Raw genomic sequence first — 21,166 nt, 5'->3', positions numbered from 1 at the left:
TGATATACATCGTAGGGTCTAACTTAGACACCTCCCTCCTCGCACTACCTCAAACCTATAAGCCACCCATCCACCACGCCACAAGGTCGCTGGTGTAGCCGTACTTTGCTGCTCCGCGGTCGGTCAGGTGGGTATGGATTTGTCGCGATTTCTGGCTGTAGGCCTAGTGCCACGCGGCCTTTACGATTTTAAAACTCAACTTCTCGGAAGATTTCACATGCGAATTTCACTCAACGAAACCGCCAGTGCACGCCTGCTCGCCTTCATGGCCTCGCGTGGCATTTCCAACCCAACCCACGGCCTGAACGTGCTTATCAGTCTGGCCACCCTTAACAACTCGATCCCAGCAAGCGTGGACGCCAATGGCAGCAGCCCAGAACAGCAACAACCAACTTGATTACCCTTGCACCCATTGCGGTGTGATGTTCAAACGAAGACCCGGTGGTCGGGCTACATGCAGCAGCGGCTGTGCAAAGGCAGCAGAACGGCAGCAGAAGGCTCCCAAGTTAAAGGCCAGGGAAAAGAAGGTCGCGAACCGCAAACAGCGATTACTTGAATGTGCCTTCGGCTACTGGCTACTTGACCAGGCCAAGCGGGCGGGAACGGTTCAGACTTACCAGGGCATCAATGCCGCTGGACTGCACCTGCTTTACGAACTGCACATTTACCGCAAGAAACGGTATGGCTGGGTAGAAGGCGGGCACGGTAAAGACCGGTTCCACCTGAGCCACGTTCAACCCTTGAACGGTCGTGATGGCAGCACCGGCCTAACCATTCCAGAAAACCTGTTCACCGGCCTTGCAAAACTCAATCAACAGCAGGGCAACAAGCCGGTAAACACCTGGGCCGGTGCCTCAATCCCTGCAACTGCTCGCAAGCGGAAGTGGAACATCACTGACGATATGACGCAGGACCAGGTGCTACAAAAACTTGCTAGTTTCCTTGGCTCTGAGCTGGACACATTTCTGGATGAACTGGAAAACATCCCGCAACGCACACAGCGCCTTCGCCTCGCCGGGGCAGTATTTAAGCACCAGGGCGACGAGCTATACGAACCACTAGACCGCCTGTACACCAAAGCGGAACTTGAAGCCCTCAAGCTGGATGAGCTGCAATCCCTCGATGCGATCCAGAATGGCAGGCTTGGTAGTAAAGCCTTTGCCGTTGGCAATTGCCCAGCAGATTCAGACTTGGGCGTGCTGCACGACGAACTTGCCCGTTTCTCCGACCTGCTGCCGGACGGGCAACACCGGGCCAACTGCAAGGAAATGTTAAAGCTGGTGCGTTTGTTGGGCATCTACCTCGTCCAGATCAACGATAACCAGGGCACGGCCCGAACTCGCTTTCACAAGACGGGTAACGCTACATGGTCGCCCCTGTTGCACCTGCACCATGATCGTCCTTGGCGGGCTCCCGCTCAGGTTCTGACTGATGATCTGGGAACGCTGCTTAACGGTGTATACGACCCGAAGGGCAAGGAGTTGAAACCCGGAATCATCGCAACGGCTCAGATGGCGCTACAAGGGCTGGATATCGACCTTGACCATATCCGGAATCGGTTGATGAAACGGCTTGTTGTGCAAAACCTGGCGCCGGTAGTCGCAGCCCCGGATCAGTGGAGCTGGGAAGCCAGTGGCTCAACTTGGCTAGGCTACATCGACAACTTGTACGCCACGTTTGAACCAACCTGGCGGGCGTTGCTGGACGCCGGTATGTGCACCGAGACACAAATTCTCGATGCTCAAGACGCAATGTTGGTAGACCTTGATAAGGCAGTCGAGAGCGCTCGCCAGGATTTTCGAAATCGGCCGAGCCGGTGGTCGAACATTGCGTTTAAGCGGTTCCCGCAATGGTTAGAGTTCTCGCCAGTGGCGCTGCAACAGGCTGCATAAAAACCCCGAAATAACTACCGCATAACTAGGCGATAACTAGCCCCCGTGAGGGGAGGTACTGCCCCTTGCAAGCCCTTACACGCCTACAAGCCCCTATTTCCAAGGGATTGCTGGCGGCGGGGTTAAGCAAGTCGTTCCTTTCACGTAATATCCGACTGAATTGGTAGGATTTTACATTGCAAGCCCCTGCTGCCTGTTGCATCCCAACTTGCCCCAGCCCCTGGCAGGGGTTTTCCTGCCCCAGCCGTTCCGCCGACTCCCCGTGCCATTGCCCCGCCACCAAGCGGGGCATTTTTACGCCCGTAGGAAAGCCAACCCGTATTCATTCAGGTTTACCCGTGGGAATACAGCTGGCTGAATACACCACCCCGCCATTTTCCGTATTCATTTGCCTTGATTTAGAATTTGAATACATGCACACTCACAGCATCTAGAAGCAAATGAATACAGAGGGCAGGGAAATGGCAAAGGTCGGGTACATTCGCGTTAGCTCGGTTGACCAGAACACGGAGCGGCAGCTTGACGGTATCGCCCTGGACAAGGTTTTCACTGAGAAGGTGAGCGGTGCTACGACTGACCGCCCCCAACTCCAGGCGATGCTTGAGTACGTGCGGGAGGGGGATACCGTCGTTGTTCACTCCATCGACCGCCTAGCCCGCTCCCTGGCCGACCTGCTCAAGCTGGTGGAAGACCTAACCAAGCGTGGTATCCACATCCGCTTCCACAAGGAACAGTTGGAGTTCACCGGCGAGGACAATCCGACCCAGCAACTTATGCTGTCGATGATGGGAGCGGTGGCCCAGTTCGAGCGTGCGATGATTAAGGAACGCCAGCGAGAAGGCATCGCCAAGGCCAAGGAGAAAGGCGTATATAAGGGCCGCACGAAGACCGTGGATGACGAAGCAATACGTGCCGCTGTCAGTGGTGGGCTATCGTTCCGCAAGGCCGCAGAAAGCCTTGGCGTAAGCCTGAGCACCGTACAACGTGCAATGAAAGCCAGCGCCTAACAGGCGCCATAGGATGCGTTGCCTACCCACCTTGAGGACGGAACATGGACGACCAGAACGCGGCAGTAGCGGACGCCCTAGAAGCGCTGCATATGAACCAGCAGGCCATACGGGCCAGCGTTGAAGAAATCGCCCTATGGCTACGAGCCAGGGGGTCAGAGAACACGTTTCAGAACGCGATGGTGGCGCTCCAGGCCCTCGACACTAACGCCGATGCCATCGCCTCAACGATAGAACGCCTTCGCAACTAGCCTCGCCACGGCGGGGCTTTTCTATGCCTGTCATATTTCATTTTTTCCGGCCAGGCCACGCACTTGGTACAGGAATGGCTCTTAGCACCGACCGGCAGTTGGCCAGTTTTCACCGATTCCCCCAATCCCCGCCGTGATAGTTTGGCCAGCTTTTCGGGTGCCCACTTTCGCCAGGGGCAAGGTGCCGGAAAAAATTTTCAGGTATTCCGGCCTTGGGAAAGTTTGCCGCCAAAGAAGTGCCAGCTGATTCCTTCTTCTTCCTGCTCACGCATCGCGGCTTCTGTTGTGGTTAGCCCCTGCTCGACCTGCCTGCCGTAGATATCGGGGTCAAGTGGTTGGGTAGTGGCATGGCCGTCCTCGTACATCACGCTGAACAGCATCTGCTGTACCTCGTCTGTAACCGCTTCGTCAGACTTGTCCAGTACCCAGCATTGGCAGCGACTCGGGTTGTGACGCCTGAACAGAACTTGCAAACCCAGGCGTTTCAGAAGGCTGTTAGCAGCGGCCCTGCCTTCGTAGGTCACAAGATCGATCTGCCGAAAAAAGTCTTCTCGGCTGATGACGCGGTGTGATGCAAGCTGCTGTCTAAGTTCGTCCCGTAGAGTCAGTGAGTGAGTATGCTCCTGCTCACGTTCATGCAGTAGTTTCGCACCGGCGACCGATGGAAAAGCTGATTGACCTTCAATTGCCGCCTCCAGTTTGCTGGCTATTTCCGCCAGCTTGCCGTCTGCAACTTCCAGGCTCCTGCGGATTTCAGCGCTTCTCCCGTGAACCAGCGACATGCTGTCCACGTTGGCCAGGATTTCCTTGAATATGGACTCCGTCTGCTCGATCCGAATACTGCCGCTACGGCAAATGCCTTTCTTCGCTGAGTAGCACTGTAGGTACGTGTACCCCTTGGGCTGGCGCCCCTTGTTAATCAGGTGCATCGCATCGCCGCATAGGTAGCACTTGGCCAGGCCCTGCCATACGTTGAAGTTCTTCGACTGCTTTGTCGCCCCTGCCGTCTTTCGCTGCTCGCGTGCGGCCTTGGCTTGCAGGAACAAATCCGGGGTGATGATTTCCGGGTAAAAGCCTTCCACTGGATCGCCGTCGTTCTCCCGCACTTGGCCTACAAGGTGCGTCGGTTGGTATTCGCCCAGCAGGGCCCGGTTGTTCAGGATTTTCTCTACGGAGCTAGTGCCCCATAGGCCACTTTTGTTCCGGGGCTTCTCTGTCGTTGACCGCGTGCTGCCGAACACGGGCACATTGTCTTGGTTCAGGTGGCGAGAAATCACCGCTTGGCCGTATCCCTGGATCGTCATGTCGAATATGCGGCGGACTACCTCCACGCGCTCTTGCACCGGCTGGTAAACGCCGTCCACAAGCTTCAACCAGTACGGGCAGGCGGCCCCGAGCGGAGTCTTACTTTCCCGTGCAAGCGACCGCTTATTCTTCCAGGCGGCGGCTACCCGTTTGCCTTTGGTGCTGGATTCTTCATGCGCCCGAGACATTGAAACTATCGAGATAACTATGTCCGACAGCTCGTAGTTCTCCGTGTACAGGTGTTTGTCGATGCTTGTGTAGATGCGGATACCCTTGCCTAGCAATTGGAGAAAGCGGGGTAGGGCAGTTCTCACTGCATCGCGGCCAAGTCGATCCAGGCTTTCGACGATCAAGTAACTTCCAGCTGGAATGTCCCCGTTATCAACGTAACTCAGGAATCGCCCGAAATCAGCGGTGTCGTCCAGGTGTTTCGCCTTGTACGCGCATCGTCCGTGGTCGAAGAACAAGTATTCCTTCGTGTCGGCCAGTTCCAAGCCGTTTTCGACGCAGTACGCCTCTGCTGCCGCCCGTTGCCTCCTGTAGCTATCTCCCTTCGCCTGTTCGGGGGTACTGAAACGGATGTAACTGTAGGCTTTCGGCTTCATCGGTCTGGTCCTGGTGGCGTTGGTGTATTATCCCACAACTTAAAAAGGTTGTGCGCCCCGGCCGCCGCTAGCAGCAGCGCACGCTTGGCCGCCAGTTGGCCCTGCACTTCGCTCAGGTCCGGGTACGGACGTTGCTGCAGGATCAGGCCGTTGGCGGCATACGGTGGCAATGGCACCTGGCCGTTCAGGTGGGCGACCAGTTCCAGCAGGTGCCCCACCGCATACACCACCAGCCCGCCTGCCAGGCTGGCTTCCTCGGCATTCTCCCGCGGCACCACCAGCGCCCGGCCTGCTTCGCGTGCCGCCAGTGCTGCGGGCAACACGCCCTGCACCGGGCGCAACTTGCCAGACAGCGCCAGTTCGCCCAGGCATTCGACCTCGGCAAGGGTGGCCGTTGGTACCTGGCCATCGGCGGCGAGGATACCCAGGGCAATTGCCAGGTCATAGCGCCCGCCATCCTTGGGCAGGTCGGCGGGGGCGAGGTTCTGGGTGATGCGCCGCTGCGGGTAGTTCAAACCGGAGTTGACGATGGCGCTGCGTACCCGGTCCTTGCTCTCTTTGACCGTGGTTTCCGGCAGACCGACCAGCGTGAGATGGGGCAAGCCGTTGGCCAGGTGGGTTTCGACGCTGACCGCCGGTGCCTGCACGCCCACCTGGGCGCGGCTGTGGACGAGGGCTAGGGACATGGACGCTCCGTTGTCGCTGAAGAGGGCCGCTTCCTGCGGCTTTGCAAGAATAGCGAGCACGGCCCGGGCCGGCGAAAGAAGTGTGCGTCCTGGTTTTTCAGGCAGGGGTTTCCCCTGCATTGTCAACCCGTCGGGTTCGTGCCTGCTGTGCGCCGGAAGGGCTCAGGCGCGTACATAAACCCAGGCGGTCAGGCCCGATGCGAGCGTTACGGCCACGCGCTTGTAGTCAGCGACTTCATAGCGATCCGCCGCTGCCAGCTCTTCTTCGCTGATCTGGAAGACCATGCCGGCCACGCTGTCGTCTGCCTGGCTGCTGGGAGCGACGATAGGGTGATGGGACTTGCCGCTGGCTGCCAGCACGGCCGGATCGGTGATCTCGACCCAGTCCTGGCGGTAGCCCAGCATGCGGTCGGCCTGGCCGCTCAGTTCGCGGCCGAAGTTGGCGAGCTGCACGGCCTTGTCCTGCAAGGTGCCGTAGGAAAACAACAGTACCGGGTATGCGCTGGAGGGTTGCATTTACTCATCCTGTGGGGTCGGGTTCAGCCGGGCTTCCAGCTCGGCCACTTGTTTTTCCAAAGCCTCCAGGCGTGCGCGGGTGCGCGCCAGTACGACCATCTGGCTGTCGAATTCTTCGCGGCTGACCAGGTCCAGCTTGCTGAAGGCACCTTGCATCAGCACCTTGAACTGACTTTCCAGTTCGGCGCGGGGCTGGGCGGTATCGCTGCTGAACAGGCGCGATGCCTGGTCGCTCAGGGCATCGAGAAGGGCTTTGGGCGCGAGCATGGGGCTGTCCACTGATACTGGGAAATGGCCGGCAGTGTAGCACGCATGCATGAGCATCCGGCCTCGTCGCTGGCTCGTGTAGGAGCGGCCTTGTGTCGCGAAAGGGCCGCACAGCGGCCCCAGCGATATCAGTATCCAGGCACAAATCGTGGGGGCGCTTCGCTCCCCTATCGCGACACAAGGCCGCTCCTACAGAAAGCAGCGCTCATCTGAAACTGCACATTTTTCGAGCGATGCGGCAGGTCGAAGCGCACCGAAATTGTGCATGTTTCCCATGCTGGCGACTGGCCAATCCCGACTGATTCACATAACTCCCTGTTTTCCCGAGCTTTGACGGAACTGGCAAGGTTTCTGCAAAGACCAGTGCGAGCCATGCACTGATGCAGTTCCTTGTGACCAGGCAGTGCGCACGCGGAGCCGGATGCCGACGACGCGTTACAAAGCCAACCGCTGCGCTTAGACTTGAGACGGGTTTGTTTTCCTGGGGCAAGTCCACCAAATCGGGAGAGAGTTTCATGAAGCTAGTCACAGCCATCATCAAGCCGTTCAAGCTGGACGACGTGCGCGAGTCGCTGTCGGAAATCGGCGTGCAGGGCATCACCGTCACCGAAGTCAAAGGTTTCGGTCGGCAGAAGGGCCACACCGAGCTGTATCGCGGTGCTGAATATGTGGTCGATTTCCTGCCCAAGGTGAAGATCGATGTCGCCATCGATGACAAGGACCTTGATCGGGTAATCGAAGCCATCACCAAGGCAGCCAACACCGGCAAGATCGGTGACGGCAAGATTTTCGTGGTGAATCTGGAGCAGGCGATCCGTATCCGTACCGGCGAAACCGATACCGACGCGATCTAAGCAGCAACAAAGCCTCACCAAACCCAACGCCCCAGGAGAAAACAACATGACTCTGCGTAAGATCGCAGGGCTAGGAGCCCTATTGTCCCTCGTAATGCCCGGGCTTGCCCTGGCAGAGGAAGCTGCCCCAGCGCTGAATTCCGGCGACACCGCCTGGATGCTCACCGCAACGGCGCTGGTGCTGTTCATGACCATTCCGGGCCTGGCCCTGTTCTATGGCGGCATGGTGCGTTCCAAGAACGTGCTGTCGGTAATGATGCAGTGCTTTGCAATTACTGGCCTTATGAGCATTCTCTGGGTCGTCTATGGCTACAGCATGGCCTTCGATACCACCGGTATGGAAAAGGGCGTGCTCAACTTCAATTCCTTCGTCGGTGGCTTCTCCAAGGCGTTCCTCAGCGGCGTCACGCCCTCGAACCTGACCTCGGCTGCCGCGCTGTTCCCTGAAGCGGTATTCATCACCTTCCAGATGACCTTCGCCATCATCACCCCGGCGCTGATCGTCGGTGCGTTCGCCGAGCGCATGAAGTTCTCCGCGATGCTGGTGTTCATGGGCATCTGGTTCACCCTGGTCTACGCGCCGATCGCGCACATGGTCTGGAGCGGTGACGGTGCACTGATGTGGGACTGGGGCGTGCTTGACTTCGCTGGCGGCACCGTGGTGCACATCAACGCCGGTATCGCTGGCCTGGTCTGCTGCCTGGTGCTGGGCAAGCGCAAGGGCTACCCGACCACCCCGATGGCTCCGCACAACCTGGGCTATACCCTGATGGGCGCGGCCATGCTGTGGGTCGGCTGGTTCGGCTTCAACGCAGGCTCTGCCGCGGCTGCCAACGGCACCGCCGGCATGGCCATGCTGGTGACCCAGATCGCCACCGCCGCCGCGGCCCTGGGCTGGATGTTCGCCGAGTGGATCGGTCACGGAAAACCGAGTGCCCTGGGCATTGCTTCGGGTGTGGTCGCCGGCCTGGTCGCCATCACCCCGGCTGCCGGTACCGTAGGCCCCATGGGTGCCCTGGTGATCGGCCTGGTCTCGGGTGTGGTCTGCTACTTCTGCGCCACCAGCCTCAAGCGCAAGCTGGGCTATGACGACTCGCTGGACGCCTTCGGCGTGCACGGCATCGGCGGTATCGTCGGCGCCATCCTCACCGGTGTGTTCGCAGCTCCGGCGCTGGGCGGCTTCGGTACCGTCACCGACATCGGCATGCAGGTCTGGATCCAGGCCAAGGGCGTGATCTTCACCGTGGTCTACACCGCCATCGTCACCTACGTGATTCTCAAGGTGCTTGATGTGGTGATGGGCCTGCGGGCAAGCGAAGAAGAAGAGTCGGTCGGCCTCGACCTGGCTCAGCACAACGAGCGCGGCTACAACCTGTAACTGCGACGCGGTAAAAACTTGCCCGGCTTGCCGGGCATTTTTTTGCCAGATTTTTAGCATTTCCCGCACGGCAAACGGTTTATCCGACACGTTCGCGACGTAGGCGGAAATCTTACAAAACGCAGAGCATTCATGGTGCTTTGCTTTTTCTGCTGGCGCGCTAGAATGCGCGCCGAAGGGTGTTTGACGAGTAGTCCACACGCTTCGCCAGCCTTTGCTAGGCTTGCCAATAGCGTGTGGCCAGCAGGGGCTAAAGGATTTGTCAGGTCCTGCCAGGAGCAGGGTCTGCTGGGTGCCGCCTCCCATCAGGAGCGCCGACCCTAGGGCAGTGGCCTAACCCACGGCCAGTTGAATTTTCACTGGTGGCTGCCGGTCTACGGCTGCACTGGTCTATAACTAACCTGCTTTTCGCAAGTCATGAGGTAGAACATGAGCGACGACGATCTGGAAAATGATGACCTCGAAGTAGGCGACGAAGACGAGGGCGATGAAGGCCTCGAAGCGGCAGCTGATGATGGTGCCGAAGACGCTGGCGATGACGACAGCAGCCCGGCACCCGCTGCCAAGGGCAAATCCAAGGCCGCGGTCTCGGTAGACGAGATGCCGAGCATGGAAGCCAAGCAGAAGGAGCGTGACGCCCTGGCCAAGGCCATGGAAGAGTTCCTCGCTCGCGGCGGCAAGGTTCAGGAAGTCGAGGCCAACGTGGTCGCCGATCCGCCCAAGAAGCCGGACAACAAGTACGGCAGCCGCCCTATCTGAGTGGCTGATCGAAAAAAAGCCCGCCGTCGCTGCGGGCTTTTTTGTGCCTGTCTGTTTTGTGTTGCCTGTGCCGGCCTCTTCGCGGGCTCGCCCGCTCCCACTGGGATCGCGCAGAAGCTGAGAGGGCAGTAAACCTGTGGGAGCGGGCGTGCCCGCGAATGGGCCGCGAAGCGGCGCCTGTCAGCGCCAGCGCGCGAGGATGTCGGGTAACTGCGACAGGCGCTGGATCTCGGCATCAGGCGCCTGTTCGCCTACCCACGCCTTGCCCTGGGGGTTGAACCACACCGCCCGCAGCCCGGCGCGCTGGGCGCCGGCAATGTCATCGCCCGGGTGGTCACCGATGTGCACCGCTGCGCTGGCCTCCACGTCACCGCGGCGCAGGGCTTCGTGGAACGGCGCCGGGTCCGGCTTGCCGATGCCGAGGTCTTCGGCACACAGGGCAAAGCGGAAATAGTCCGCCAGCCCCAGCCGGCTTACGTCGGCATTGCCGTTGGTGACCACGCCCAAGGTGTAGTGATGGCGCAGGATCTCCAGCACCGGCTGCACCTCCGGGAAAATCTCCACCTGGTGGCGGGCATGCAGGAATACTTCGAAACCTTCGTTGGCCAGCTCCTGCGCATGTTTTTCGCTGTAGCCGACTTCTTCCAGGGCATGAAACAGCACCCGTCGACGCAGGGCGCTGATACGGTGCTTCAGGCCGGGTTCGGCTTGTACCAGGCGCTCGCGAATGGCGAACAGGTGCTCCACCGGTACGCCGCCAAGGATCGGGGCGTTGGCTTCGAGCCAGTCGCGCAGCACGACTTCCGCGCTGGCAATCACCGGCGCGGTATCCCACAGGGTGTCGTCGAGGTCGAAGGTGATCAGCTTGATGCTCATGAGTCTGTGCCTTTGCTGCGTTTGGCCCGAGGGTGGGCGCTGTCGTACACCGCGGCCAGGTGCTGGAAGTCCAGGTGGGTGTAGATCTGCGTGGTGCCGATGTCGGCGTGGCCGAGCATCTCCTGCACCGCGCGCAGGTCCTGGGACGATTCCAGCACGTGGCTGGCGAAGGAATGGCGAAGCATGTGTGGGTGCAGGTGCTGGCCCAGCTCGCGCTCACCGGCCGCCTTCACCCGTTGCTGAACGGCCCGTGGGCTGATGCGGTTGCCTTGGCGGGTGATGAAAACCGCGCGGTCGCGCGGGTTGCCGATGCCGCGCAGGCGGTACCAGGCCTGCAATGCCTCGCGGGCCTTGCGGCCGACCGGCAGCACGCGGGCCTTGCCGCCCTTGCCCAGCACCTGCACCAGGCCGGCGGCGAGGTCCAGGTGATCGAGGTCGAGGTTGGTCAGCTCGGACAGGCGCAGGCCCGACGAATAGAACAGTTCGAGGATGGCCTGGTCACGACGGGCGATGAAGTCATCGTCGACACCGCCATCCAGCAGTTGCAGGGCGCGGTCGGTGTCCAGCACCTTGGGCAGCCGGCGTTCGCCCTTGGGCGGGCTCAGGCCGCTGGCCGGGTCGTGCTGGCACAGGCCTTCGCGGTTGAGATAGCGGTACAGGCCACGCACCGCCGACAGCAGCCGGGCCAGGCTGCGCGAGGACTGGCCGTGGTGGTGCTGGCGGGCGATCAGCTGGCGCAGCTGCTGGATCTGCAGCGCCTCCCAACCGGTAATGCCATGTTCTTTGCAGTAGGCGACCACCTTGTCCAGGTCGCGACGGTAGCCCAGCAAGGTGTGCTCGGACACCTGGCGCTCGTTGCGCAGGTGTGCGCAATAAGCCTCCAGCTGGCGTTCCATCAGCGTACCGGGCGCAGGGTCTGGGTAACGCGTGGCACAACGCGGCCAAGCACCTCGGCAATGTAGCCAAGGAACAAGGTGCCGACGCTGCTCTTGTAGTGTTGCGGGTCGCGGCTGCCGATCGCCAGCACCCCGTGCAGGCCCTGGTATTCCAGGGCAGCCACGGCGCTGGAGCCCACTTCCCGGCGCTGTTCTTCACCGAACAGGAAGGCCAGCTCGTGCTCGCGCAGGTTGCCGCTGACCGTCTTGCCGCCACCCAGCAGGGCACCGATGGCCTGCTGCGCTTCGGCGTTGCTCACCCAGCGCCCGACCGGCGCGACGTTTTCGCCGAACAGGATCAGGCTGACGAAGGGCACCTGGAATTCCTGGCGCAGGCTGTCTTCGACTGCCATCACCACTTCCTCCAGGCTGCCGGCGTCGAGCAGGTCGAGGATCAGCCGGCGGGTCTTGTCGAAAAGCCGATCGTTGTCGCGGGCCACGTCCATCAGTTGCGACAGGCGGTGGCGCATCTCGATGTTGCGGTCGCGCAGCAACTTGAGCTGGCGCTCCACCAGCGACACGCTGTCGCCACGCTGGTGAGGGATGCGTTGTTCGATCAGCAACTCGTCGTGCTCGGCGAAGAAGGTGGGGTGGGCGCGCAGGTAGGCGACCACCGCTTCGGCATCGAGCTCGGCGGACTGCTGGGGTACAACCTGGGGCTGATCGGTCATGGCGGTTACTCGCTTAGAGACGAACCTGTCCTTCGTAGACGCGTACGGCTGGGCCAGTCATCAGCACGGGCTTGCCGGGGCCGGCCCACTCGATGTGCAGGCGGCCACCGGGCAGGTCGAGGGATACCGGGGAGTCCATCCAGCCCTGGCTGATCGCCGCCACGGCGGCGGCGCAGGCGCCGGTGCCGCAGGCCTGGGTTTCGCCCGCACCACGTTCCCACACCCGCAGGTTGGCGCGGTGGCGGTCGATGACCTGGAGGAAGCCGGCATTTACCCGCTGCGGGAAGCGTGGGTGGTTTTCGATCTTCGGGCCCAGCTCATGCACAGGGGCGGTACGCACGTCGTCGACACGCAGCACGGCATGCGGGTTACCCATGGACACGGCGGCAATCGAATGCACCTGGCCGTCGACTTCCAGTGGGTAGTTCAGCGCCTGCTCGTCGGCGACGAAGGGGATTTCGGCAGGGATGAAGCGCGGTGGGCCCATGTCGACACTGATCTGGCCGTCGTTCTGCACGTCCAGCTCGATGATGCCGCTCTTGGTTTCCACGCGGATGCGCTTTTTCGCGGTCAGGCGCTTGTCCAGCACGAAGCGGGCGAAGCAGCGCGCACCGTTGCCGCACTGCTCGACCTCGGAGCCGTCGGCATTGAAAATGCGGTAGCGGAAGTCCACTTCCGGGTTGTTCGGCGCTTCGACGATCAGCAACTGGTCGAAGCCGATGCCGGTGTGGCGGTCACCCCATTGCTTGGCGTGCTTGGGCTGGATGTGCGCGTGCTGGCTGACCAGGTCGAGGACCATGAAGTCGTTGCCCAGCCCATGCATCTTGGTAAAACGCAGCAGCATGGGCTTACTCCGGCAGCAGGCTTTCGCCAGCGTACAATTCGGCGATGGTCTCGCGGCGGCGTACTTCGAAGGCCTGGTCGCCGTCGACCAGGATTTCAGCGCAACGGCCACGGGTGTTGTAGTTGGAGCTCATGACAAAACCATAGGCGCCTGCGGACTGTACGGCCAGCAGGTCACCTTCGGCCAGGTTCAGCACGCGGTCCTTGCCGAGGAAGTCGCCAGTCTCGCAGATAGGACCGACCAGGTCGTAGGCACGGCCTTCGCCTGCGCGTGGCTTGACCGCGCTGACACCCATCCAGGCCTGGTACAGGGCCGGGCGGATCAGGTCGTTCATCGCCGCATCGATGATGGCGAAGTCCTTGTGTTCGGTGTGCTTGAGGTATTCCACGCGGGTCAGCAGGACGCCGGCGTTGGCCACGATGTAGCGGCCCGGCTCGAACACCAGGGCCAGGTCGCGGTCGCCGACGCGCTCGCGGATCGCCTTGATGTAGTCGGCCACCAGCGGCGGCTCCTCATCGCGGTAACGCACGCCGACGCCGCCACCCAGGTCCAGGTGGCGCAGATGGATGCCGCACTCGGCCAGGCGGTCGACCAGCACCAGCAGGCGGTCAAGGGCATCGAGGAAAGGCTCGACGGTGGTCAGCTGCGAACCGATGTGGCAGTCGACGCCGACCACTTCCAGGTTCGGCAACTGCGCGGCCCGCACGTAGATGGCCTCGGCGTCGGCGATGGCGATGCCGAACTTGTTCTCTTTCAGGCCGGTGGAGATGTACGGGTGGGTACCGGCGTCGACGTCCGGGTTGACCCGCAGCGAGACCGGGGCAACCTTGCCCATCTCGGCGGCCACTACCTGCAGGCGCTCCAGTTCGTCGGTGGATTCGACGTTGAAGCAGTGCACGCCGACTTCCAGGGCACGGCGCATGTCCTCGCGGGTCTTGCCGACACCGGAGAACACCACGCGGTCGGCACGGCCGCCAGCGGCCAGCACGCGCTCCAGCTCACCGCCAGAGACGATGTCAAAGCCTGCGCCCAGGCGTGCCAGCACGTTCAGCACGCCAAGGTTGGAGTTGGCCTTGACCGCGAAACATACCAGGTGCTCGGTGCCTTGCAGTGCATCGGCGTAGCTACGGTACTGGGCCTCGATGTGGGCGCGCGAATACACGTAGGTAGGGGTGCCGTAGCGTTCGGCGATGGCCGACAGGCCCACGCCTTCCGCGAACAGCTCGCCGTCGCGGTAGTTGAAAGCGTTCATCTGGTTTCCTTACTGCGCTGGCGACTGCTCGGGCTCGGACTGCAGCTCGGGTTGCTGCTCCTGCGTCGGGGCCGGCTTGGCTTTTGGCTGGTACTGGTGCGACTTGTGGCTGGCTTTGCCGTCCTTGCCATCTTCAGGCAGGTACAGCGGGCCTTTCTGGCCGCAGGCCGAAACGAGGCAGGCAACAGCGACCAGCGCCGCGAGGGAGGAAATCAGGCGCTTCATGGGTGAAATCCTTAGAAATATGCAGTATTGCGCCCGAGTATACCGAGCGACCGACGGCTTGCCTATGCAAGGGCCGGCCCGCCGGGCGGGCTATTCTTACCGCCTGCAAGGGCCCTTTCGCAGTACCTGTGGGAGCGGGCGTGCCCGCGAACACCGGCAGAGCCGGTGCCACACACCGCGGCACCTGATTCGCGGTCATGCCCGCTCCCACAGGTACTGCGCTGGCTTTGAGTTCATGCCAGTGAAGGTAGCGGCTAAACCTTTGCATTCGGCGGCAAGCGCCCGTATCTTGCCGGGCTTGCCTGTAACGCAGCCAATTTCGAGGTTCCTGCAATGAGTTTGAGTGAAGCGCGTTTCCATGATCTGGTCGACGCGACCCAACAGGCCCTGGAAGACCTGTTCGACGAGAGCGGCCTGGACCTGGACATGGAGAACTCCGCTGGTGTCCTGACCATCAAGTTCGACAATGGCAGCACGCTGATCTTCAGCCGCCAGGAGCCGCTGCGCCAGCTGTGGCTGGCCGACCGTTCCGGCGGTTTCCACTTCGACTACGACGAAGAAAGCGGCAAGTGGGTGTGCGAGAAGAGCGAGGAGCTGCTGGGCGAAATGCTCGAGCGCATCGTCTGGGAGCGGGCCGGCGAGAAGCTGGACTTCGACGAGATCTGACATGAGCAGTACCCAGGCCCGGCCGCCCAAACCGCTCTACAGCAACGTCAGCCCCGCCGTGCCGTCGCCGTGCATCAGCGTTTGCCGGCTGGACGAACAGCGGGTGTGCACAGGTTGCCACCGGCATGTCGAGCATATCCGTGAATGGCGTTCGGCCGATGACGAACGGCGCCGGCAGATTTGCCGCGAGGCCCAGGCCCTGCGCGACCAGGCTAAGGCACACTGATCGCAGGGGCTTGAGTATTTACCCGGCTGTGGTAACGTCGGGTTCTGCGTCGGTGACGCCAAAGCCTTCACAAACCCCGCCCTTGGGCGGGGTTTTGCTTTATCTGCACGATGAAAACCGCCTGTTCAAAGGAGTCTGACTGGATCATGAGCACCAAGCCTTCCCTCATCCTCACCCGATTGGACGTACAACGTCTGGAGCGTCTGATCGACAGCCTCGACGAGAGTACGCCGGGTGTGCTCGCCCTGCAGGGCGAGCTGGACCGCGCCGAGCAGGTGGTCGGTCACGAGGAAGTACCGGCTGGCGTGGTGACCATGAACTCGCGTGTGCACTGCCGTGAGGAAGCCAGCGGCAAGGACTACCACCTGACCCTGGTATACCCGAAGGATGCCGGGCCGGAAGGCAAGGTCTCGATCCTGGCGCCGATCGGTTGCGCCTTGCTGGGGTTGTCGGTGGGCGCGCAGATCGACTGGCCGGCCCCTGGGGGCAAGACCCTCAAGCTGAAGCTGCTGGAAGTGGAATACCAGCCAGAAGCGGCGGGCGATTTCGACCTGTAAGGGCCAGGGGGGCCGCTTTGCGGCCCATCGCGACACAAGGCCGCTCCTACAGGATTACGCATTCCCCTGTAGGAGCGGCCTTGTGTCGCGAAAGGGGCGCAACGCGCCCCCGGCAATTCAAGCTTCTTGCGCCAAAACCTGCTCCAACCCCTCGTTCAAAGCCTGCTCCAGCTCCCGCTTGTAGCGCAGGTACAGCTGCGTCGACCCCAGCTGGTCATCCAGCAACTCGGACAAATCCAGGTCAGTGATGTAGCAGCGGTACTGCCCTGCACCATGTCGCTGCCCGATGATCTGCCGGGCGGCTACCGCATACAGCTGTTCACCATGCTCCAGTTCGGAAAACTCCTGCTGGTCGCAATACAGCGTCACGTGCGCCGCACCCGCCACTCCGGCCTGGATGATCGCCTGCACCTCATAGTAAGGCTGGTCGCTACCCTCGAGCGGGGCCTGGCGCGGCTCGATGCTGCGCGCCTTGCCTGGCCCGGAAGGCAACAGTTGCGCGTAGTGGATGTCCAGTGAGGCCGCGCGCTGGGTGTCCAGCGGCAGCCGGGCATCACGGCGCATCACCACCGAGCGCAGAAAACGCTGCAGCGGCAACAGCAAGTGAGCTTCGTCGTGCAGCGGCAGGCGTTGCTGCCACAGGGCATTGTATTCATCCAGCACGTACAACTCGGCCCAGCCACCCTGCAGGCGGTAGAACACCTGGATGCAGGACGGCCGGCCTTGCTCCAGCACCAGGTGCAGGTCGTGGTCCTGCAGGGCGTTGGCATCCAGGTACAGTGGGCTGTAGGCGCTGCGTTCTTCGCCCAGGTGGTTCAGCAGTGCCTCATGCTCGGCCAAGGTAGTGAGGCCGACATGCCCGGCCATCAGCTCCAGCACATGGGTGTGCTGGGCCACCTGCAGCAGGTAGCGGTGGTTCAGTCCCTGGTCCAGCAGCAGTTGTACGGTGTCGAATATTTCCTCCACGCGTTGGCCTATGGCCTGGGCGCGGCTGTGGCAGAAGCAGCGCACCCGCACCCTCGGCCGGTGGCCGCGCAGCACGGGGCTGTTGAGGAAGTCGCGCAGGCAGCGCACCAGCGCGTGCTCGCCGTCATAGCGCTGGACCAGTACCTCGTTCCAGCTGTTGAGGGTGACCTGGTCCAGGGTCAGGACCAGGTTTTCGCGCACGCCTGCATAGCTCAACGAGTCGGTACGCTCGGTGGTCATCAGGATGTTCAGGTCGCGGTGGTGGCGCAGTGGGTCGATGGCGACGTTGACCAGCAGCAGCACCTCGTCGGCAACGCTGGGTTGCAGCAGGCGCACTTCGCTGACGGTCGGCAAGGGCAGGGGGATGCTCTGCTGCAGGCAGCCGACCAGGTTGAACAGCTCGAATTCGCTGAGGTCGCTGACACCCGGGTGCAACGCCAGACGCGTGCTGCTGTCGATCACCCCGTTGCGATGGGCCCAGGTCAGCAGTTCGAGTAGTTCGCGGCAACGCTTGAGCGGGCTGAAGTGGTCCACCTCATGGGGGCTCAGGTTGCCGGTGTACAGCTCCCAGTGGTGGCTGCCGGGCTCTTTGCGGTTAGGCGCCTGGACCAGGGTCAGGGTGCCTTCGGCCAGGTCCGGGGCGATACCGGGGTTGATCACTTCGACCTTGCCGGCGCGGCGCTCGAAGGCCGCGTAAAGGCGCCGGCCCAGCACATTGAGATCGCGCTGGTCGGCGCGGCTGCTGGCGTTCTGAGTGCGGGCGAACTGGCTGAGAAAGCGGTAGCTGTGGTTCAGTTCGGCCACCAGCTCGCGGCGCTCGACGGCAACCTGCTGCACTTTCCATTGGTTGCGACTGTCCAGCAGGGCCAACTGGCGCTCGTCCCAGCCCCACTCGTCGGCCAGGCGCTGCAACAGCCGGCGTTGCCAGCCATTGGCCCGGGTCGGGTCGCTGAGCTTCTTGTTCACCTTCAGGTACAGGCTGCGCCGCACCAGCTCCAGGCGCGCGTGTTCGCCACGCTGCAGCAGGTAGCGCTCGATGCGCCGGTACACCATCACGTAGGGGTCCAGCTCGTCGAGGTCTAGCTGGTTGGCGAACACTGCCTGCTTGTAGTCCAGGCTCAGGCAGCGAACGGTGGGGTGCTCGCTGGCATAGGCCTCGGTCAGCAGCAGCTTGAGCAGCGACTTGTAGGGCGAGTCGATGCCTTTGAACAGCTGCCACAAGCCGGCGCCGACGAACTCGCCGGGCGGGATGTGCGCCAGGTTGCCGAGATCGAGGGCGTCCTGGCTGCGGATGAAACGCTTGGACAGCAGGGTCTGGGTATAGGTGTGGTAATCGTGTTCCTGGTAGACCGGCACCAGCCACCACAGTGGCGTGCGCCCGGCCAGCCAGATAGTGGTGCGGTAGAACTCGTCCAGCAGCAGATAGTGCTGGGTGGTGCCGCAATCGTCGGAGCCGAGCTGGCCTTCGCGCTGGCCTTGGGCGAAACCTTGTGTGTCGATCAGGAAGAAGTGCGCCTCGGCACCCAGGCTTTCCGCCCATGCCTCAAGCAGCTGGCATTTGCGGCGCAGTTCGTCCAGCAGCTCATCGGCCAGGCCCGGGGCGTGGCAAACCCACAGGTCCATGTCGCTTTGCTCGGCTTGGGCCAGTGAGCCCAGGCTGCCCATCAGGAACAGGCCGTGGATCGGCCGCGGCGGATTGCCATGACGGGCCTTGTAGGTGAACGAGCGGGCAAGACGCTGTGCCTCGACTACAAGATCGGCGCCTGGCTCGTAGCCCGATACGCCGGCAGGAGTGCTCCCGGAAACATAGCCTGGCAGCAGCGGGTGGTTCACATGAAACAGCAGCGGCAGCAGTGTCAGCACCTGTTGCTGGCGCGTCGACAGGCCCTCCAGGGCCCGCTGCAGCCGGCCCTGGTTGAGCCGCAGGAAGCGCGCACGCAATGTCGCCAGGACCTTGCGGTCGATGCCTTCGTCCAGGTCGGGGCGGATTTCGTGGGGGTGGTTCATTGCGCACTCGGGCAGGCCAGCGGAGCTGTGGCGAGTGTAGCCTGAGTGGCGGGGTCGGATAAGCGGCAATTGAAATATTGGCGCCATTTTCCCAGCGCGCGTGGGCGGCGGCTGCAGCTTTCGTTGCGCTTGAGGCATGATGGGGGCCTCCAGCTGATTGCGAGGTTTTCCGATGCGTGTGTGGATCGATGCCGACGCCTGCCCCAAGGCGGCCAAGGATCTGATCGTCAAGTTCGCCCTCAAGCGCAAGTTCGAGGTAGTGATGGTGGCGGGCCAGGCTGTGGCCAAGCCGGCGTTCGCGATCGTGCGCCTGATCGTGGTGCCCAGCGGCATGGACGCGGCCGATGATTACCTGGTGGAGCACGCCGTGCCTGGCGAGCTGGTGATCTGCAGTGACGTGCCGTTGGCCGACCGCCTGGTGAAAAAGGGCGTGGCGGCACTGGACCCGCGCGGGCGCGAGTTCGACGAGCGCAACATGGGTGATCGGCTGGCGGCGCGCAACCTGTTCACCGAGCTGCGCGAGCAGGGCCAGGTGGGGGGAGGGCAGGCGCCTTATGGCGAGCGCGAGAAACAGGCGTTTGCCAATGCGCTGGACCGGATCATTGCCCGGTTGTCCAAACCCTGAGGGCAGGCGCGGTCCCTGTAGGAGCGGCCTTGTGTCGCGATCGGGCCGCAGCGCGGCCCCAGGTTTTCAGCTTCGCCGCATAAATTGCCGGGGCCGCTTCGCGGCCCGATCGCGACACAAGGCCGCTCCTACACCGCGCGTGCCAGCAAGAACCTATTCGTGCGTCAGCTCCAGCACCCGATCCACCAGCTTGTAGATCCCGCCAGCCGCTTCACTGATCGACTTGGCCTCCATGTACGCCGGAGTGGTCACCAGCTTGCGCTGGGTGTCCTCGACAATATCGTGCACATCGCATTCTTCATGAGTGCCACCCATCTTCTGCACGGCCGCCGCAGTGCCAGCGTCGGTACCGATGGTGCAGACCACGCCTGGCCCGTAGATCTTCGCCGCCAGCGCCGGCGAGATGCAGATCAGGCCGACCGGCTTGCAGGCGTCGGCAAAGGCTTCGGCCAGGGCCAGCACATCCGGGTTAACGGTGCAGTTGGCGCCTTCCACGGCAAAGTTGGACAGGTTCTTCGCCGCCCCGAAACCGCCCGGCACGATCAGCGCATCGAAGTCTTCGGCCTTGGCCTCGCGGATGTCCTTGACCTCGCCGCGGGCAATGCGCGCCGACTCCACCAGCACATTGCGCGATTCGGGCATTTCCTCGCCGGTCAGGTGGTTGATCACATGCATCTGCGCAATGTTCGGCGCGAAGCACTGCACCTGCGCACCACGCTGGTCGAGGCGCAGCAGGGTGATCACGCTTTCGTGGATTTCGGCGCCGTCATAAACGCCACAGCCGGAAAGAATCACCGCTACTTTTTTTGTCATGCTTTTTACTCCAGTGTCGAGGCGCTAAATGTCCTCTAGTTTGGCAGATGTAGCCATAGGGATTCCTGCAAGCGCGGCCTAATCTTGGCGGATAACGTCTGAGGTCGTACCCATGGACCTGATCCTGCTGGCCGTGCCGTTCTTCTTCGTGCTGATCGCCGTCGAACTGCTGGCCGACCGTGTGCGTGGCCAGCGCAACTTCACCCTCGCCGACTCGATCAACAGCCTCAGCACCGGTGCGCTGTCGACCAGTACCGGGTTGCTGACCAAAGGGGTGGGGCTGGTGACCTATGCCCTGGCGTTCGAACACATGGCGTTGCTGCGCCTGCCGCCGCAGGCCTGGTGGGTGTGGTTGCTGGCCTTTGTCCTGTACGACTTCTGCTACTACTGGCTGCATCGTCTTGGCCACGAGCGCAACGTGCTGTGGGCTGCGCATTCGGTGCATCATCAGAGCGAGGAGTACAACCTCACCACGGCGCTGCGCCAGACCAGCAGTGGGTTCATCTTCTCGTGGCTGTTCTACCTGCCGCTGGCGTTGCTCGGTGTGCCGCCGCTGGTGTTCATCACGGTGGCATCGCTCAACCTGCTGTACCAGTTCTGGGTGCATACCCGGCACATTCCCAAGCTGGGCTGGCTTGAGTGGGTGTTGATCACGCCATCCAACCATCGCGTCCACCATGCGCAAAATCCTGCTTACTTGGATCGCAATTACGGCGGCGTGTTCATTCTCTGGGATCGTCTGTTCGGCACCTTCAAAGAGGAGGACCCAGCCGAGCCGGTGGTGTTCGGGGTGACCACGCCGCTGGCCAGCTGGAACCCGCTGTGGGCCAACCTGCAGTTCTATGCCCAGCTCTGGCACGACGCCCGGCGCGCCGACAGCCTGTGGGACAAGCTGCGCATCTGGTTCATGCCCACCGGCTGGCGCCCGGCCGATGTGGCCGCACGCTACCCGCAGGCCAAGCAGGACCTGGCGTTGTTTCGCA

Annotated in this window: 22 protein-coding genes and 2 pseudogenes; 12 read left to right on the top strand and 12 right to left on the bottom strand. The window is 62.2% G+C overall.

Annotated features, from left to right (window positions below):
- Nucleotides 1-217: 217 nt before the first annotated feature.
- The 4 genes from AC2T3R_RS25425 to AC2T3R_RS25410 all read left to right on the top strand — a co-directional run bounded on the left by AC2T3R_RS25425 (nt 218) and on the right by AC2T3R_RS25410 (nt 3,150).
- The gene (locus tag AC2T3R_RS25425; protein ID WP_486744419.1) at nt 218-397 is read left to right on the top strand and encodes a hypothetical protein; all 180 of its coding nucleotides are present in this window, start codon (nt 218-220) and stop codon (nt 395-397) included.
- The gene (locus AC2T3R_RS25420) at nt 363-1,892 is read left to right on the top strand and encodes a hypothetical protein (protein ID WP_486744418.1); all 1,530 of its coding nucleotides are present in this window, start codon (nt 363-365) and stop codon (nt 1,890-1,892) included. Before AC2T3R_RS25425 ends, AC2T3R_RS25420 begins: the two co-directional genes overlap by 35 nt.
- Nucleotides 1,893-2,353: 461 nt before the next feature.
- On the top strand, nt 2,354-2,899 hold the full coding sequence (locus AC2T3R_RS25415) for a recombinase family protein (RefSeq protein ID WP_486744417.1): 546 nt from the start codon (nt 2,354-2,356) through the stop codon (nt 2,897-2,899).
- A gap of 44 nt (nt 2,900-2,943) precedes the next feature.
- Nucleotides 2,944-3,150, top strand: a complete 207-nt coding sequence (locus tag AC2T3R_RS25410) for a hypothetical protein (protein WP_486744416.1) — start codon at nt 2,944-2,946, stop codon at nt 3,148-3,150.
- A 197-nt stretch (nt 3,151-3,347) separates the two neighbouring features.
- Here AC2T3R_RS25410 and AC2T3R_RS25405 read toward each other — a convergent pair whose 3' ends face one another.
- From AC2T3R_RS25405 to AC2T3R_RS25390, 4 genes and pseudogenes are all read right to left on the bottom strand, one after another.
- A complete protein-coding gene (locus AC2T3R_RS25405) occupies nt 3,348-5,060 on the bottom strand; it encodes a recombinase family protein (protein WP_486744415.1) in 1,713 nt (570 codons plus the stop codon).
- 44 nt (nt 5,061-5,104) lie between these two features.
- Nucleotides 5,105-5,746 (bottom strand): annotated as a pseudogene (locus tag AC2T3R_RS25400) (magnesium chelatase domain-containing protein); the annotation flags it as partial.
- Between the two features lie 162 nt (nt 5,747-5,908).
- Nucleotides 5,909-6,262, bottom strand: a complete 354-nt coding sequence (locus AC2T3R_RS25395; RefSeq protein WP_023662910.1) for a gamma-glutamylcyclotransferase family protein — start codon at nt 6,260-6,262, stop codon at nt 5,909-5,911.
- Complete coding sequence (locus tag AC2T3R_RS25390; protein WP_015272255.1) at nt 6,263-6,529, bottom strand: accessory factor UbiK family protein; 267 nt, start codon at nt 6,527-6,529, stop codon at nt 6,263-6,265.
- Nucleotides 6,530-7,044: 515 nt separating this feature from the next.
- Here AC2T3R_RS25390 and glnK point away from each other — a divergent pair.
- The 3 genes from glnK (at nt 7,045) to sutA (ending at nt 9,520) form a co-directional block, all read left to right on the top strand.
- Nucleotides 7,045-7,383 (top strand): P-II family nitrogen regulator, encoded by a 339-nt coding sequence (gene glnK, locus AC2T3R_RS25385; protein WP_002555808.1) that lies wholly within the window; start codon nt 7,045-7,047, stop codon nt 7,381-7,383.
- Between the two features lie 46 nt (nt 7,384-7,429).
- On the top strand, nt 7,430-8,761 hold the full coding sequence (locus AC2T3R_RS25380; RefSeq protein WP_410951494.1) for an ammonium transporter: 1,332 nt from the start codon (nt 7,430-7,432) through the stop codon (nt 8,759-8,761).
- A gap of 429 nt (nt 8,762-9,190) precedes the next feature.
- The gene (sutA, locus tag AC2T3R_RS25375) at nt 9,191-9,520 is read left to right on the top strand and encodes a transcriptional regulator SutA (RefSeq protein ID WP_013974748.1); all 330 of its coding nucleotides are present in this window, start codon (nt 9,191-9,193) and stop codon (nt 9,518-9,520) included.
- A gap of 180 nt (nt 9,521-9,700) precedes the next feature.
- On the opposite strand, the gene AC2T3R_RS25370 is transcribed toward sutA, so the two are convergent.
- From AC2T3R_RS25370 to lptM, 6 genes are read right to left on the bottom strand one after another with little or no spacing between them, the layout of a single operon-like run.
- Nucleotides 9,701-10,396 (bottom strand): HAD family hydrolase, encoded by a 696-nt coding sequence (locus tag AC2T3R_RS25370; protein WP_486744414.1) that lies wholly within the window; start codon nt 10,394-10,396, stop codon nt 9,701-9,703.
- Nucleotides 10,393-11,292, bottom strand: coding sequence for a tyrosine recombinase XerC (gene xerC / locus AC2T3R_RS25365; RefSeq protein WP_015272253.1), 900 nt, complete (start codon nt 11,290-11,292; stop codon nt 10,393-10,395). Before xerC ends, AC2T3R_RS25370 begins: the two co-directional genes overlap by 4 nt.
- Nucleotides 11,292-12,002, bottom strand: coding sequence for a DUF484 family protein (locus AC2T3R_RS25360; protein WP_015272252.1), 711 nt, complete (start codon nt 12,000-12,002; stop codon nt 11,292-11,294). The genes xerC and AC2T3R_RS25360 overlap by 1 nt, the downstream gene beginning before the upstream one ends.
- Before the next feature lie 13 nt (nt 12,003-12,015).
- The gene (dapF, locus tag AC2T3R_RS25355; protein ID WP_013974744.1) at nt 12,016-12,846 is read right to left on the bottom strand and encodes a diaminopimelate epimerase; all 831 of its coding nucleotides are present in this window, start codon (nt 12,844-12,846) and stop codon (nt 12,016-12,018) included.
- A gap of 4 nt (nt 12,847-12,850) precedes the next feature.
- A complete protein-coding gene (gene lysA, locus AC2T3R_RS25350; RefSeq protein WP_015272250.1) occupies nt 12,851-14,098 on the bottom strand; it encodes a diaminopimelate decarboxylase in 1,248 nt (415 codons plus the stop codon).
- A gap of 9 nt (nt 14,099-14,107) precedes the next feature.
- Complete coding sequence (gene lptM, locus AC2T3R_RS25345; RefSeq protein ID WP_004375542.1) at nt 14,108-14,323, bottom strand: LPS translocon maturation chaperone LptM; 216 nt, start codon at nt 14,321-14,323, stop codon at nt 14,108-14,110.
- A gap of 333 nt (nt 14,324-14,656) precedes the next feature.
- On the opposite strand from lptM, the gene cyaY reads away from it, so the two are divergent.
- From cyaY to rnk, 3 genes are all read left to right on the top strand, one after another.
- Nucleotides 14,657-14,989, top strand: a complete 333-nt coding sequence (cyaY, locus tag AC2T3R_RS25340; protein WP_004375540.1) for an iron donor protein CyaY — start codon at nt 14,657-14,659, stop codon at nt 14,987-14,989.
- A gap of 1 nt (nt 14,990) precedes the next feature.
- Complete coding sequence (locus tag AC2T3R_RS25335; RefSeq protein ID WP_013974742.1) at nt 14,991-15,215, top strand: DUF1289 domain-containing protein; 225 nt, start codon at nt 14,991-14,993, stop codon at nt 15,213-15,215.
- Nucleotides 15,216-15,361: 146 nt separating this feature from the next.
- Nucleotides 15,362-15,772 carry a nucleoside diphosphate kinase regulator gene (gene rnk, locus AC2T3R_RS25330; protein ID WP_015272249.1) on the top strand — a complete coding sequence of 137 codons (411 nt, stop codon included), beginning with the start codon at nt 15,362-15,364 and terminating at the stop codon, nt 15,770-15,772.
- 117 nt (nt 15,773-15,889) lie between these two features.
- Here the strand turns inward: rnk and AC2T3R_RS25325 are convergent, their stop codons facing one another.
- Nucleotides 15,890-18,745: a class I adenylate cyclase gene (locus AC2T3R_RS25325; RefSeq protein WP_486744413.1), complete on the bottom strand. Its 2,856-nt coding sequence runs from the start codon at nt 18,743-18,745 to the stop codon at nt 15,890-15,892.
- 172 nt (nt 18,746-18,917) lie between these two features.
- Here AC2T3R_RS25325 and AC2T3R_RS25320 point away from each other — a divergent pair, with 172 nt between their 5' ends.
- Nucleotides 18,918-19,370, top strand: coding sequence for a YaiI/YqxD family protein (locus AC2T3R_RS25320; RefSeq protein WP_013974739.1), 453 nt, complete (start codon nt 18,918-18,920; stop codon nt 19,368-19,370).
- A gap of 153 nt (nt 19,371-19,523) precedes the next feature.
- On the opposite strand, the gene elbB is transcribed toward AC2T3R_RS25320, so the two are convergent.
- Nucleotides 19,524-20,183 (bottom strand): isoprenoid biosynthesis glyoxalase ElbB, encoded by a 660-nt coding sequence (elbB, locus tag AC2T3R_RS25315; RefSeq protein ID WP_004375530.1) that lies wholly within the window; start codon nt 20,181-20,183, stop codon nt 19,524-19,526.
- 112 nt (nt 20,184-20,295) lie between these two features.
- Between elbB and AC2T3R_RS25310 the strand changes: the two are divergent.
- Nucleotides 20,296-20,922: pseudogene (locus tag AC2T3R_RS25310) on the top strand (sterol desaturase family protein); the annotation flags it as partial.
- Nucleotides 20,923-21,166: the final 244 nt, after the last annotated feature.

The sequence above is a fragment of the Pseudomonas sp. PVC-5-1 genome (assembly GCF_057444345.1).
Note: the sequence above shows the minus strand (reverse complement) of the source record. Positions and strands in the feature narration are given on the sequence as shown.